General features: G+C 72.1%; 10 protein-coding genes and 1 riboswitch. Of the genes, 2 read left to right on the top strand and 8 right to left on the bottom strand.

Going from position 1 to position 13669, the window contains the following annotated elements:
* Positions 1–60: 60 nt before the first annotated feature.
* The 3 genes from K8Z49_RS17205 to K8Z49_RS17195 form a co-directional block, all read right to left on the bottom strand.
* A complete protein-coding gene (locus K8Z49_RS17205) occupies positions 61–429 on the bottom strand; it encodes a hypothetical protein (protein ID WP_021598153.1) in 369 nt (122 codons plus the stop codon).
* Positions 426–4115 (bottom strand): SseB family protein, encoded by a 3690-nt coding sequence (locus K8Z49_RS17200; RefSeq protein ID WP_412519689.1) that lies wholly within the window; start codon positions 4113–4115, stop codon positions 426–428. The genes K8Z49_RS17205 and K8Z49_RS17200 overlap by 4 nt, the downstream gene beginning before the upstream one ends.
* Positions 4116–4216: 101 nt before the next feature.
* Positions 4217–5497, bottom strand: a complete 1281-nt coding sequence (locus K8Z49_RS17195) for an aminotransferase class V-fold PLP-dependent enzyme (protein ID WP_412519687.1) — start codon at positions 5495–5497, stop codon at positions 4217–4219.
* Between the two features lie 41 nt (positions 5498–5538).
* A riboswitch (SAM riboswitch) is annotated at positions 5539–5655 on the bottom strand.
* A gap of 50 nt (positions 5656–5705) precedes the next feature.
* Between K8Z49_RS17195 and K8Z49_RS17190 the strand changes: the two genes are divergently transcribed.
* The gene (locus K8Z49_RS17190) at positions 5706–6089 is read left to right on the top strand and encodes a hypothetical protein (protein WP_021600038.1); all 384 of its coding nucleotides are present in this window, start codon (positions 5706–5708) and stop codon (positions 6087–6089) included.
* A 37-nt stretch (positions 6090–6126) separates the two neighbouring features.
* Here the strand turns inward: K8Z49_RS17190 and K8Z49_RS17185 are convergent, their stop codons facing one another.
* Together K8Z49_RS17185 and K8Z49_RS17180 are read right to left on the bottom strand one after the other, a co-directional pair.
* Positions 6127–8754, bottom strand: coding sequence for a transglycosylase domain-containing protein (locus K8Z49_RS17185; protein WP_412519685.1), 2628 nt, complete (start codon positions 8752–8754; stop codon positions 6127–6129).
* A gap of 211 nt (positions 8755–8965) precedes the next feature.
* On the bottom strand, positions 8966–10111 hold the full coding sequence (locus tag K8Z49_RS17180; RefSeq protein WP_021598226.1) for an FKBP-type peptidyl-prolyl cis-trans isomerase: 1146 nt from the start codon (positions 10109–10111) through the stop codon (positions 8966–8968).
* Between the two features lie 224 nt (positions 10112–10335).
* Here K8Z49_RS17180 and K8Z49_RS17175 point away from each other — a divergent pair, with 224 nt between their 5' ends.
* Positions 10336–11154, top strand: coding sequence for an exodeoxyribonuclease III (locus K8Z49_RS17175; protein WP_075023118.1), 819 nt, complete (start codon positions 10336–10338; stop codon positions 11152–11154).
* Here K8Z49_RS17175 and K8Z49_RS17170 read toward each other — a convergent pair.
* The 3 genes from K8Z49_RS17170 to K8Z49_RS17160 are packed head-to-tail and all read right to left on the bottom strand — an operon-like array spanning position 11151 to position 13607.
* Complete coding sequence (locus tag K8Z49_RS17170) at positions 11151–11762, bottom strand: SAM-dependent methyltransferase (RefSeq protein WP_083598148.1); 612 nt, start codon at positions 11760–11762, stop codon at positions 11151–11153. The two genes, K8Z49_RS17175 and K8Z49_RS17170, sit on opposite strands and share 4 nt — an antisense overlap.
* Positions 11763–11772: 10 nt before the next feature.
* Complete coding sequence (locus K8Z49_RS17165; protein WP_021598223.1) at positions 11773–12534, bottom strand: class I SAM-dependent methyltransferase; 762 nt, start codon at positions 12532–12534, stop codon at positions 11773–11775.
* A 26-nt stretch (positions 12535–12560) separates the two neighbouring features.
* Positions 12561–13607 carry a hypothetical protein gene (locus K8Z49_RS17160; protein WP_024935167.1) on the bottom strand — a complete coding sequence of 349 codons (1047 nt, stop codon included), beginning with the start codon at positions 13605–13607 and terminating at the stop codon, positions 12561–12563.
* Between the last annotated feature and the right edge of the window lie 62 nt (positions 13608–13669).

Here is a 13669-nt window from a genome sequence, read left to right as displayed (position 1 = left end):
GGATCGCCCCGGGAATCATGCGAACATGGATCCCCGGCGCAAATCAACCCGTGTCCGCGATCAGATGAACTCCTCCCGGATGTCCTCGATCTCGGCGCCGGGTGCCCACGTCTGCCAGATGCCCTGGTCAATGCGGTCGAGGCCGAGCGCTTCGGCGACCGGGGCGCGCCCGCCCGCGTACTCGACGCGCAGCCACGATTCATGCTCGCCGACGATGACGAAGCGCTCGCCGCGCCAGCGGCACGTCGTCCGGACGTAGCGGAGCTCCTCGACCTCGGACGCGGGGACGATGCGGCGGAAGCGTCCTGGCCGGAGCTCCTCGAAGCCGTCCGTCGGGCCGGGCGCGTACAGCCTGATCTCGCCGTCGGCGCCCGGCGCGGCCTCGAAGTCGCGGCCGAGCCAGCGCGCGACGTACCCGTCCCGGATCACTGGGTGGCCTCCGTCCGTCCGTCCCAGGCCTCGGCGTTGGCGTCCGGCCGCAGCCAGGCGAGCCGGTCGGGGTCGTACATGGCGATGAACCGTTCGGACCGGTCCCGGCCGAGGAAGTACATCTCCGCCCCGTACGGCAGCCGGACGCTGACCACCTTGTACTCGCGGATCGACCCGGCGCTGCCCGGCGCGAAGCCGCTGCCCAGGAACGGCGGCCGCTCGATGACCCATCCGGCCTCGCCCCAGGCCGCCATCTCCTCGGCGTCCCTCCCCCCGAAGGGGACGCGGTACAGGTCGGGGCAGTACGCGGGCCACCGGATGACGTACACGCCTTCATCGCCGGGCGAGAACGGGGAGCCCTCGTAGAGCAGCCCGAGCGCCTCGTACAGCTGGGCGGGCGTCTGCAGCTCGGCCACGTCGCCGGTCGAGTGCACGAACCCGCCGACCCGGTCGTACCCCTGCTCCAGGTACCAGGCGACGTGCCCGTGCGGGACGACCTTCTGCATGATGGTCGGGGACGAGAGACGGTCGTCCAGGTCGGACGGCGGTTGCGGCGCCGGCTCCGGCCGCGGCGGCGGGACGGGGACCTCCGGCCGCGCCGGGACGAGCCCGACCCGGATCGCCCACTCGCTCAGCGCCCGCACCTGGTCGCCGCGCAGTGACGCGCCGATCCGCGTGCCTGGGTTAAGCAGCATCGTCCAGTCTTCACGGGGCCAGGCGCCGATCAGCTCCCGGAAGTCCGCGTACACGAACCGGGACTCCGGCATCACCTCGCGCAGCCTCACGAGCGACGTGAACACCTGCACGGCCGTCGCGCTCCGCAGCGCCGCGTCCCACCGGAACTCCGGCTGCATCGGCGTGACCTCAAGGGGCGCGTCACCGGGGATCGGCACGAGCACGTTCGCGTTCAGCAGCACCCGCAGGAAGGCGTCCGAGTCACCGCCCGCCGCCGCGTCGAAGAGCTCCTGGTCGATCCGGTTCCCCGGCTCGAACGGCGGCTCGGGCTCTTCCACGGCGCGCAACGCCCGGCCCTGCGGAACGTCCGAGCCCCCCGCGTGCCCGGGACCACCCGCATCGGGTGCACCGCCGGCGTCCGGGACGGTGGGCTCCGCCGGGTGCACAGGGCCTGGGGGAACGCCCGGCGCGCCATGCCTGGGACCTTCTCCCTGTCCACCGACCGCCCCGACGCCGTACCCGCCTGGTTCTCCCGCGGGCGCAGGCGCTTCCTCCCGCCCGCCTTGCATGGCCGGGGGCGGGACGTTGGGCGCCTCCATACCGCTTCCGCTCGGCTCACTGGCGGGCGCAGGGTTCTGTGGGCTGGGGTGCTGCCCGGGAATGTCTCTCTGTCCGCCAGGCGCGGTCTGTGGTGGGACGTCGAGTGCGCCTGTGCCGCCTCCGCTCGGCTCGTTGGCGGGCGTGGGAGTTTGGGGTGTGCTGTGGGTGTCGGGGTCGGCCTCGGGGGGGTTTGGTTGTCCGCCGAGTGTGCTTGCGAGGCCTCCGGTGGGTTCGCTGGGTTGCGGTTCTTGCGGGGCGTTCTGTGGGTTGGGGTGTTGCTGCGCGGGGGTGTCTGCTTGCCCGCTAGGCGCGGTCTGTGGTGGGACGTCGAGTGCGCCTGTGCCGCTTCCGGCTGGTTCGCTGGCGGGTGTAGGAGTTTCGGGCGCGCTGTGCGTGCTGGGCTCGTGCCCCGGGACTTCTGCTTGTCCGCCGGGGATGCCTGCGCTGCTCGCGAAAGGCTCGCTGGGTTGCGGCTCTTGGGGGGCCTGCTGAGGCGGGACGTTGGGCGCGCTTGTGTCGCTCCCACCTGGTTCGCCGACGGGTGCGGCGCCTTGGGGAGTGCCATGCGTTGCGGGGTCGTGCCCCGGTGTTTGTTCCTGTCCGCTTGGTGTGGCTTGGGGTGGGAGGTTGGGTGTCCCTATGTCGCTTCCGGACGGCGTCGGCTCGTTGGCGGGCGCGGCGTTCTGGGCTGCGCCTTGCGTGCTGGGGGCGGGCCCCGGGACTTCTACCTGTCCGGCGGGTGTGGCTGCGCCGGTCGCGAAGGGTTCGCCGGGCGCGCTTGTGCTGCTCCCGCCCGGCTCGCCGGCTTGGGGAGTGCCGTGCGTCGGCTCGTTGGCGGGCGCGGGGTTCTGGGGGGCGGCGTGGGGGCCCGGGGGTGCTTCGGGCGTCGGTGCCGCGGCCAGGGCTTGGGGGTCGCTGGACGGGCCGGAGTGTCGGCCGGTTCCGCCCGGTGCCGCGGGCACTGGACCAGTGGCCTGGGCGGGCTCGATGGGGGCGGCTTCCGCGGGCGCCGGCGGGGCGGGGTCGGTGCTGGGGACGGCCGGGGCGACGGGGACCGCCGGCGCCTCCGGGGGCGGCGGGGTGGACGCGGACGGCGGGGTGGCCGGGCCGCGGAGCGTGCGGACCTGGTCGCCCGGCATGGACGCGTCGATGGGGGTGCCCGGGTTCAGGACGAGCGTCCAGTTCGTGTCGGGCCAGGCGCTGACCATCTCCAGGAGGCTCGGCATGATGAAGCGGGACGTGCCGAGGGCCTCGTTCATCCACTTCAGTGACGTGAACAGCTGGATGGACGTGCGGCCGTGGACGGGGACGGGCCGCCACGGGAACTCGGCGTCGCCCGGGACGATGCCCCACGGGGTGTCGGTGTCGGCGGGCACCAGGACCTGCGCGCCGAGGAGGATCTTGAAGAAGCCGTCGGTGTCGCGGCGGCGGGCGGCGTCCAGGAGGCGCTGCTCGATGTCGTTCTGCGGTTCGAAGCGGTCCGCCATGCGCTGGGCGGCGCGCTGGTCGGCCCAGGTGGCGAGGCCGGGGAGCTGCTGGGCGAGGACGGTGCCGCCGGCGGGGGAGCCGGAGTTGATGGCGAGGAGCCAGTCGTGGTTCGGCCAGTAGCGCAGCACGACGGTGAACGGCAGCGTGATGAACTCGGTGCCGGTCCCGGCGGCGCGGGCGGCCTCGGTGAGGCGCTCGGGCGAGGTGAAGACGGGGACGACGGTGGCGCCGTCGACCTCCCTGGTCTGCCAGGGGAAGCCGGGCCGGCCCGGACGCAGCGAGAAGTCGAGGTCGTCCGGGACGGGCAGCAGCACCTCGGTGCCGGCGAGCGTCTGCAGGAACAGGTCGTGGTCGTTGGTGGAGGCGGCCCGCAGCAGGTCGCGCTCGACGTCGTTCGCCGGCTGGAACTCGGTGCGGGACGTCTCGCGGGGCAGGTCGCGGTGCTGGTCGCGGAGCTCCTCCCAGGGGGCGGCCACGCGGCCGACCTGCGGGGGGCGGCCGTCGCCCTCGGTGACCTGCCGGATGAACCAGGACGGCATCCGCGCCTCGATGGGCAGGACGGTGCCGACGCCGTGGGCGGGCGCGTCGATGGCGAGCCACCAGCGGGAGTCCGGCCAGGTCTCCGCGATGTCGCCGAACCGGACCGTCATGAAGTGCTGGTAGGACGGCCCCATGCAGGCGCGCATCGCCGAGGCCGACGTGTAAACCAGGACGTGGACCCGGCCGTCCTCCTCCTGGGTGGGCCAGGACGGCTGCGCCTCGCCCGCGAGGACGCCGTCCACGGCCTCGGGCGGGACGGGTACGACGAGCTCACTGTCCGCTAGCAGGCGGAAGTAGCTCTCCTGGTCCCCGGCCCGTACGGTCTCCTGCAGTCGGTGCTCCAGTTCCGACGTGGGTCGCCACGCGTCGGCCACGGTCGCCACCCCCTGTTTCCTCCGTGCTCGTCCCCGCGCGACTGCCTACGCTACATGGGCGAACAGGACCAAAGAGCCTAATCATCTGACTGCGCGGGAGAGACCGCAGGTCAGCGCTTTGACAGCCCGGCGAGAGCGGTCAGGAGACGGTCGACGTGCTCCTCGGTCGTCCCGATGCCGAGGCTCGCGCGGACGGCGGAGCCGGGTTCCGAGCAGCCCGCCTCACCGCCCAGCAGGTGCCGGACGAACGGGTGCGCGCAGAACTTCCCGTCCCGGACTCCGATGCCGTGCTCGTCCGACAGCGTGAGCGCCACCTCGCGGGCGTCCCAGCCGTCCACGACGAACGACACGATGCCGACGCGCGGCGCGCGGGCGCCCCACAGGGACAGCTCCCGGACGGCCGGGAGCGTGGCCAGCCCGGACCGCAGGCGCGCCACCAGGGCCTCCTCGCGTGCGGCCAGCGCCTCCCACGAGGCGGACAGCGTCTCGCAGGCGGCGGCGAGCGCGATGGCCCCGAGGACGTTCGGCGACCCGGCCTCGTGGCGCTGCTCGGCGGACGGCGCCCACCGCGTCGCCGTCCCGACGGAGGCGCTCGCGCCGCCGCCCTTCAGGTACGGCTCGGCGGCGCGCAGCCAGTCGGCGCGCCCGGCGAGCACGCCCGCGCCGAACGGCGCGTACAGCTTGTGCCCGGAGAACGCGACGTAGTCGAGGCCGAGCGCGGTCATGTCCAGGGGGCGGTGCGGGACGAGCTGGGCGGCGTCGACCGCGATGCGGGCGCCGTTGCGGTGCGCGACGCGCGCCAGTTCCTCGATCGGCCACAGTTCGCCGGTGACGTTGGACGCGGCGGTGACGACGAGCAGCCGCGACCCGATCGGGCAGTCGCGCAGAGCGCGGTCGGCGGCGGAGACGGCGTCGGCGGGGGTGGCGGGCGCGGGGAGGCGCACCGCGCGCTTCCAGGGCAGCAGCGACGCGTGGTGCTCGGTCTCGAACACGACGACGCTCGTCCCGGTGGGCACGGCGCGGGCGAGCAGGTTCATCGCGTCGGTGGTGTTCCGGGTGAACACGACGGCCGAGCGCCGCCACGCCCCGAGGAACCACCGGACGGTCTCCCGCGCCTCCTCGTAGGCGCGGGTCGTGACCTGGGACGCGTAGCCCGCCCCGCGGTGGACGCTGCTGTAGTACGGCAGCGCATGGGTGACGGCCTCGTGCACCGCCTCCAGACAGGGCGCGCTCGCCGCGTAGTCGAAGTTGGCGTAGGGGACCTGTCCGCCGTCCCGCACCGGAACCGGGACGTCCGCCCCGATGACGCGGGGAACGGGGCGAACCCGGACCCCCTCGGGCGGCGTCACAGCAGGGGTGGCGATGGGGGAGCTTGCGAGCAGCGTGGGCATACCGGAACCCTTCGGGTCAGGGACCCCGGGAGAGTCGGCGGGGTCCGCGCTTGCCGGGACGCGGTGGTGCGTCCGGCCAGGTCCTCACCCGGGGCACCCCATCGCGGACGAAGGGTTGCCGGCCAGCAAGCCGGGGCTTGACGCTGGCGCTCATGACCTAATGCGGAATCATATACGCGGCCGATCTGGGCGCAAAGGGGAGGGTGCGATGCGGTACGGGGTGGTGCGGACGGTGGCCGGGGGCGTGGTGGCGCTCGGCGCGTCCGGCCTGCTGGGCGGGTGCGGGATGCTGGGCGGCGGGAACTCCGCCCAGGTGTGCACCGACACCAAGAAGGCGTTCCAGCAGTACGTCACCCAGGTCAGGAGCATCCCGGCGGCGGAGCCGGCGCGGTGGCGGCAGGCCACCGAGCAGCTCGCCGGACGGGTCGACGGCCTGGCGAAGCAGGCCGACGACGCCGCGCTGGAGAAGGCGCTGAAGACCGAGGCGGGCAGGCTCCGCGCCGCCGCGCCGGCCGTCGGCACCGGTGACGTGTCCAAGCTCGACGCCGTGATGAGGGACACGCCGGCCACCATCGGCAAGGCCTGCGACTGACGCGCGGCCCGGGTGCGGCGGCGCGCCGCACCCGGCGCTAGCCTCTGGGGAAGCCGCCGATCGGGCCGTCGCCGCCCCCGCCTCCGCCGCCGTTGCCGCCGCTCCCGCCGTCACCGTCGCCGTCGCCTCCGCCGTCACCGTCTCCGCCCCCGCCGGGCGGTGTCGGGATGCCGGTCGGGATGCCGGTCGGCGGCGTCGGGATCTCGGGCTCCTCGGTGGACGGCGGCGGCGCGGACGGACCGTCGTCCCCGGGCCGCTCCGTGCCGTCCGGCGGCGCCTCGCGCGTCGGGCCGCCGTAGCCGCCGCCCGGCGTCATCGACGGGGACCCGAACGACTCCGGCTCGTAGTCCTTGATGTTCACCGCGTCGCTCATGTACGTGCGCCACATCTGCGCGGGGAGCTGCCCGCCGTACGCGCCGTAGCCGGGGATGTTCAGCGGCTTGCCGTCGCTGCGGAACATCGCGACCGTCGTCGCCATCTGCGGGATGAACCCGTTGAACCAGATCGCGCGGCCCTTGTCGGTCGTGCCGGTCTTGCCGGCGACGTCGCGGCCGTCGGGGAGCTGCGCGTTCGTCCCGGTGCCGCCCTGGACGACCCGCTGCATCGCGTACGTGGCGTCCCGCGCGTTCTGCTGGCTGAACGCCCGCTTGCCCTTCTCGGTGAAGGTGCGCTTGTGGTCCTGGTTGTCGGTGACGGACTTGACGACGAACGGCGCCCGGTACAGCCCCTCGGACGCGAACGTGGAGTACACGCCCGCCTGCTGGACAGGGTGCAGCGACACGATGCCGAGCGGGAACGTGGCGGCGGACCGCTGCTCCGGCTTCATCTGCGACGCCGGGATGCCCATCTTCTCCGCCATCTCGGCGATCTTCTCGGTGCCGATGTCCTGGCCGAGGTTGACGTACGCGGTGTTGATCGAGTGCTGGGTGGCGGTGGCGAGGTTCACCATGCCGAAGTTCTCGTTGCTGTCGTTGCGGATGTCGGAGCCGGCGAAGTACTGCGGGGAGCTGCCGTCATAGGTCGTGCTGAGCGACCTGCCGTCGTCCAGCGCGGCGGCGAGCGCGATCGGCTTGAACCCGGACCCGGCCTGGGCCCAGTCGCCGAAGGCGCTGCTCAGCGCCTCGTCCAGGTAGCCGCGGCCGCCGTAGAACGCGAGGACCTGCCCGGTGGACGGGTCGACCGACACCGCCCCGGTGCGGATCTTCTTGCTCATCCCCTGCGGGGTGTTCTGGGCGACGGAGCGCTTCATCGCGTCCATCAGCCGCTTGTCGAACGTCGTGGTGATCTTCAGGCCGCTCCGGTTGATCTCGTCCTCGCTGTAGCCGCGGCGCTCGGTGAGCTCCTTCTTGGCCACGTTGACCATGTAGCCCTTCTGGCCCTTGAGGACGTCGGTGATCTTCGCCTTGTCCGGGACGGGGAACTTCAGCGACGCGGCCTCGGCGGAGGTGAGCGCGCCGTCCCGGACCATGTTGCCGACGACCGCGCGCCAGCGCTGCTCGGCGTAGGCCCGCTGGGGGCCGCTCGGGTCGGCGAAGTTGCTCGGCTGCTGGATCGCGGCGGCGAGGTAGGCGCCCTCCGCGGGCGTCAGCTGCGAGACGTCCTTGTCGTAGTAGGCGCGCGCGGCGGCCTGCACCCCGTAGGCGTCGCGCCCGAAGTAGATGGTGTTGAGGTACTGCTCCAGGATCCAGTCCTTGGACTTCTCCCGCCCCACCTTCAGGGAGACCATGACCTCCTTGAGCTTGCGGGTGACGGAGCGCTCCTTGCCGATGCCGCCGTAGTAGTTGCGGACCATCTGCTGGGTGATCGTCGAGCCGCCCTGCAACTGCCGGCCGGTGACCGTGGACCAGACCGCCCGCGTGGTGCCCTGGACCGACACCCCCGGGTCGTCGTAGAAGCTGCGGTTCTCCGCCGCGATCACCGCGTTGCGGGTGCTCTCGGGGATCCGGTCGAGCTTGACGGCGTCCCGGTTCACGCCGGTCTTCGCGATCGGCGTCTTGCCGTCCGAGTAGTAGAACGTGGGGCCCTGCGCGATCGCCTGCTCCTGCGGCGACGGCACCGGCGTGAACAGGTAGGCGACGGCGAACGCGACGACGCAGAAGCCGATGAGGCCGAGCAGCGTGAACAGCGCCCGGCGGAGGAAGCGCGACCTGCGGCTCCGCGGCTTCCGGGGGTCCTTGCCCCCGCCCGCGCCGCCTCCGCCGCGGCCGGATCCGGCGCCGGGCGGCGGCGCTCCACGTTCGGGCGAGGCGGCCATGGTCTTGGTATCACCGGTCGTCGCCTCGCCGACACCATCCGGCACCGTCGCATCCGTGACCGCGTCCTGCTCGGAAGACGTTCCGGACCCGGCCGTCTTCGCCGCGCCCCCGGCGGCGGGAGATTCGGCCGCGGATTCGGCGGCCGTTTCGGTTCCGGCCTTATCGGCGGCGGGCGATTCGGTCTCGCCCGCCTCTTCGGCGGCCTTATCGCCGTTCCGAGATATGTCGCCCTCGCGGGTGAATTCCGCGTCCTGGGTGGATTCTCCGGTGCCCGGTTCGATGTCCTCGGTCAGCGTCGCGGTCGCGGGACCGTCGGCGCCGGCCGGCGTTCCGGCCTCGGTGTCGTGCCGCTCCACCTCGCCCGTCCCGGCGGGCCGTTCGCCCTCCGGAACCTTTTCGCTGTCGCTCACAAGCCCCCCGTGATCAATGCGTTACCGACGATACCTGAGGGGATCCGTGCGCCGGCCGCCCAATGCGCATCTCCTGGCCTCCCAATAGGAGGACGGGCAATGCGCCTCGCCGGTTGTCGTGATGGATGTCGCATCTGCCGGCCTTTCGCAAACGCCGAGCGGCGGGACCCGGCCCCGGGTGCCCGCCGCTCTCGCGTCCGCGCCTCGCGGCCTACTTGTAGACCTTGGCGAGGATGTCCACGACGAACACCAGGGTGTCGTCGCCCTTGATGGTGGGCGGGCTGCCCTTCTTGCCGTAGCCCTCCTCGGGCGGCAGGACGAGCATCACGCGGCTGCCGACCTTCGCGCCGGTGAGGCCCTTGTCGAAGCCGGGGATGGTCTGCCCGCCGCCGATCGGGAACGTCGCGGGCTGCTTGTTGTCCCAGCTGGAGTCGAACTTCTTGCCGGTCTTCCAGATCTTGCCGGTGTAGTTGACCACCGCCTCGTCGCCCTTGGCGAGCGCGGGACCGGAGCCCTCGACGAGCGTCTTGACCTGGAGCTTGTCCGGCGCGTCCTTGTCCGGGACGGTGACCTTCGGCTCCTTGCCGGCGCCCTTGTCCTCGACCTTGGGCAGCGCCTTGTCGTCCAGCTTCTTCTCGGTGCCCTGCGGCTGCTGGCTCTTCGGGACGACGGCCTGGATGTCCATGACGAACAGGATCGCGTCCTTGGCCGAGATCTGCTGCGGGCTCAGCTGGGTGAGCTCCTTCGACGGCGGCAGTTGCAGGACGAGCCGGCTGCCGGCGGTCTTGCCGACGAGGCTCTTGTCGATGTCCTTCAGCCCGCTCTTGCCGACGACGAGGTGCATGGGGCCGCCGCCCTGCGGGTTCTGCGCGCCCTCCTCGTAGGACGAGCGGACCTTCTCGCTGGAGCTCTTCACCCGCGAGTTCTCCTCGTCCTTGTCCTTCGCCCACTTGTACGTGGCGAACTGGACGTAGACGGTGTCGCCGTCCGCGATCGCGGGGCCGGAGCCCTTGATCGGGGTGCTCGTCTTCAGCGTTCTGGTCGGCGCCAGCTTGGTCGGGATCTCGACCTTGGGCTCGGCGGCGAACTTGCCGGTCACCTCGATCTCGGGATCGGGGCGGTTGACCCACCAGTAGACGCCGCCGGAGATCGCCAGCGCGGCGACCACCACCCCGGCGATCACCTTCAGCCGGCGCTTCTTGGCGTCCTTGGCGGTCAGCCCGGACGGCCGGTTCAGCCCGCTGCCGCGCCCCGCGCTGATGCCGTGCGGGGTGAACTCCGGGCTGCGGATGTTCTGGGCGCTCGGGATCTTCGCCTTGACCGCCGGCTTGCCCCGGGGCTTGTCATCCTCGGCCATGTTTCCTCACTCGCGACGGGTTCGACGACACCACGAACGTGACCACCCTTCCAGGGCCGGGCTAAGCACAGCGTGAAAACCGTGTAAAGGCGGCCGACCCGCAATCTACCGGTCACAGGCTAGGGGTGAAGCCGTCTGGCAGGGGACAGGGAAGCAGCCAGGATATCCCCGCCGCCCGACCGGCTCGCGCCCTCCGGCCACATGGCGGGTGGCACCCTGGAGGGATGCGCCTCGCCACGTGGAACGTGAACTCGGTCAAGGCACGGCTTCCGCGCCTTCTCTCCTGGCTGGACGAGACGAGGCCGGACGTCGTCTGCCTCCAGGAGACCAAGTGCCGCGCCGACCAGTTCCCCGCCGCCGAGGTGGGGGAACTCGGCTACGAGACCGCCGCGCACGGGGACGGCCGGTGGAACGGCGTGGCGATCCTCTCCCGGGTCGGCGCCGAGGACGTCTCCAACGGCTTCCCGGGGGAGCCCGCCTACGAGGGCGAGGCCGACGACCAGATGAAGCTGGACGAGCCCGTCATGCTCGTTCCGGAGGCCCGCGCGGTCGGCGCGACGTGCGGCGGTGTCCGGGTCTGGTCGCTGTACGCGCCGAACGGCCGCACCCCGGAGTCGGCCCACTACGCCTACAAGCTCGCGTGGTTCGCCGCCCTCCGGGACGCCCTGCGCGCCGAACTGGCCGATGGAACGCAGCTCGTGGCGTGCGGCGACTACAACGTCGCGCCCACGGACGAGGACGTCTGGGACCCGGCCGTCTTCGTCGGCTCCACCCACGTCACGCCCGCCGAGCGGCAGGCGCTCGCCGAACTGCGCGACCTCGGCCTCCACGACGTCGTCCCGACGCCCATGAAGGGCCCTCATCCGTACACGTACTGGGATTACCGGGCGGGGATGTTCCACAAGAACATGGGGATGCGCATCGACCTCTTCTACGCGAGCGAGGCCGTCGCCGGGCGGGTCGGGTCCGCGTACGTCGACCGGGAGGCCCGCAAGGGCAAGGGCCCGTCCGACCACGCTCCGGTCGTCGTCGACCTGGACTAGCTCCCGGCGCGGGCGAGGAAGCGGCGCTTGCCGGCGTCGTCGGCCTGTTCGAGGACGGTGAAGCCGCCCGGCAGCAGCGACGCGGGCTCCCCGGCGCCGAGGCACCACGCGGCGGGCAGGTGCGGCCGGTCGCGGCGGGCCTCCTCGGTGAACGCCTCCCAGGCCAGGAGCCCGCCCGGCAGGACGGCGCGGGCGGCCCGCTCGAAGACGGCGCGGTCCCAGAACCCGGTGCACAGGACGAGCGCGTATCCCGGGCCGTCCGGCCGCCAGGCGCCCAGATCGGCCTGCACGAGCGTGATCAGCGAGGCGAGGCCGCGCCGCCGGGCCTGCGCGCCGAGCCGCCCGAGGGCGATCTCGGAGATGTCCACGGCCGTCACGGGGCGTCCCGTCGCGGCGGCCTGCAGGGCGCTCCCGGACGGCCCGGACGCGAGGTCGAGCACCCCGCCGTCCGGCAGCTCCAGCGACAGCGCCCGCTCCGCCAGCGGATGCGCGGCCGGCGGTCGGCCGCCGCCGTCCGGCTCCGCGTCCGCGTACTTGGCGTTCCACCGGAGCCTGTCCGGGTGCTCGGCCAGCTCCGCGGGTACCCGCTCCGGTGCCACGTCGTCCATGGGGACGAGGTTAACGGCGCTCCGCGACCAGGAGCATGAACATGGCCGTGGGGAAGCCCTTGCGCCACCACGGGTCGTCGCGCAGCTGCTCTTCCGACGGGTGCGGCTCGCGCAGGTCCGCGATGACGAATCCGGAGTCCCGGAGCGTTCCAGCGTAGTACTCCAGCGGCCGGAGCCAGCTTGTGATCATCGAAGGGGACTCCAGCCCGTCCACCAGGAAGTGCTGGTCGATCCCGCGCGAGGCGAAGTAGTCCGCCGCCGGGACGCCGCCGGCGGCGCCCTGCTCGGCGTTCTCGACGTAGAAGCAGGGGTGCAGCGTCAGCAGGATCATCCGCCCGCCGCTCTTGAGGACCCGCCCGAACTCGCCGATGGCGCGCGCCGGGTCCTGCAGGTGGCTGAACAGGTGGTTGCACAGGACGAGGTCGAACGCGTCGTCCTCCAGCGGCAGGTCCTCCACGCTGGCGCGCAGGAACCGGGTGTTCTCCGGGCGGGACGGGTGGGACGCGGCCGCGTCGACCAGCCCCTGCGCCGCGTCGACCCCGGTCACGTCCGCGCCCCTGGACGCGAGCGTGCGGGAGAGGTAGCCCTCGCCGCATCCCGCGTCCAGGACGCGCAGGCCCGCGCAGGGCCCGACGGCGTCGAGGACCGCCGTGTCGGTCAGTTCGGTGCGGTACCGGTCGCGGCGCTCTCTGATCACCTTGACCCAGTACTGCGCGTTCGCCTCCCAACGCTCACGCGTCAGGTTCGCGATGGCTTGCGCCGTGTCCTCCACCGGCTCCCCATTCTTCGGTACCTGGTTCAGGCGATGCTCTTGAGCCGCCGCACCAGTGATTCGCAGGTCTGTCTGGTCCTTCTGTCCCGGCAGTCGGCTCCGCGCAGGCGCAGCGCCTGGATCAGCTCGGGGATCTTCCCGCCGAACGCGGGGTCGCGTTTGAGCGCCAGCGGGATGTACGTCGACGCCAGGTAGTACAGGTAGGCGTCGCTGTACACCATGATCTCGCGCAGCACCTCGACGGCCGTGTTGCGCAGCGACAGGGAGCTCGGGAGGGTGAAGTCGCTGCTGATCCGGCCGTCCTTGCTGTAGGTGGGGAACGCCCATTCCTCAAGCGCCGCGTACACGGGCGTCGCGTCGAGTTCCCGGCGGTACCGCTCCGCCAGCTCGAAGTCGTTCGAGTTGATCAGGCATCCCATCACGACCCCGCGCATCATGAACGCGGTCTGGCGGCCCGGCATCTCGAAGCCGAGGTCGGCCTCCAGCTCCCCGGTCACCTTGCTGACCTGGTGGGTCAGGATGTTCAGCGCGAGGATCGAGTGGAACGAGTAGGTCTTGCGGTTCAGGCGCGGGGCCAGCTCGACGGTCGAGTCGAGCAGCTTCTGCGGGTCGACCAGGAGACCGTGGCCGTTCTCGGGTGAGTACAGCGCCTCCAGCGCGGTGTCCTGCTCGCGCCCCCAGAATCGGGCGATGAACGACGACGTCTTCTGCGTCGCCTGGCCGCGCATGACGTGCACGGCGGCCTCTAGGGCGTTCAGGAGGTGCTGCTTCGCGACCGCCGAGTTCTCCAGGGCGGCCAGATCGACGGCGAGCCCCGCGTTCTGCAGGTCGGCGACCAGCCCGTCCCGCCTCTTCCGGACGGCGTGCGCCATCGAGTACTCGGCGATTCCGGGGACGGACGACATGAGGCTCTGCAACGACCGGCCGCTGACCCGGTCGAGCCATTCCTCGTTGTCCCACAGCCGGAAGATGGTGCTCTCGTCGAGCCCGGAGAAGGCCGCCACGTCGGACATGTTGAGCCCCATGTCCTTGGTGATGTCCGAGAGAGACCTCGGCTCGCCGTCCGCTGTCATCGCTCGCCCTAGATGTGGCACTTGCTGACGCTCCGATCGTAGCGAAGCGCCGGGCGCGTGGA

It is taken from the genome of Actinomadura madurae, from assembly GCF_047130825.1.
Classification (GTDB): Bacteria; Actinomycetota; Actinomycetes; order Streptosporangiales; family Streptosporangiaceae; genus Spirillospora; species Spirillospora madurae.
This window is presented reverse-complemented; position numbering and strand designations above follow the sequence as displayed.

Coding starts and splice junctions, on each gene's coding strand:
- K8Z49_RS17175 (WP_075023118.1), top strand. CDS start 10,336: ATGCGCCTCGCCACGTGGAACGTGAACTCGGTCAAGGCACGGCTTCCG.
- K8Z49_RS17170 (WP_083598148.1), bottom strand. CDS start 11,762: ATGGACGACGTGGCACCGGAGCGGGTACCCGCGGAGCTGGCCGAGCAC.
- K8Z49_RS17160 (WP_024935167.1), bottom strand. CDS start 13,607: ATGACAGCGGACGGCGAGCCGAGGTCTCTCTCGGACATCACCAAGGAC.
- K8Z49_RS17195 (WP_412519687.1), bottom strand. CDS start 5,497: ATGCCCACGCTGCTCGCAAGCTCCCCCATCGCCACCCCTGCTGTGACG.
- K8Z49_RS17190 (WP_021600038.1), top strand. CDS start 5,706: ATGCGGTACGGGGTGGTGCGGACGGTGGCCGGGGGCGTGGTGGCGCTC.
- K8Z49_RS17180 (WP_021598226.1), bottom strand. CDS start 10,111: ATGGCCGAGGATGACAAGCCCCGGGGCAAGCCGGCGGTCAAGGCGAAG.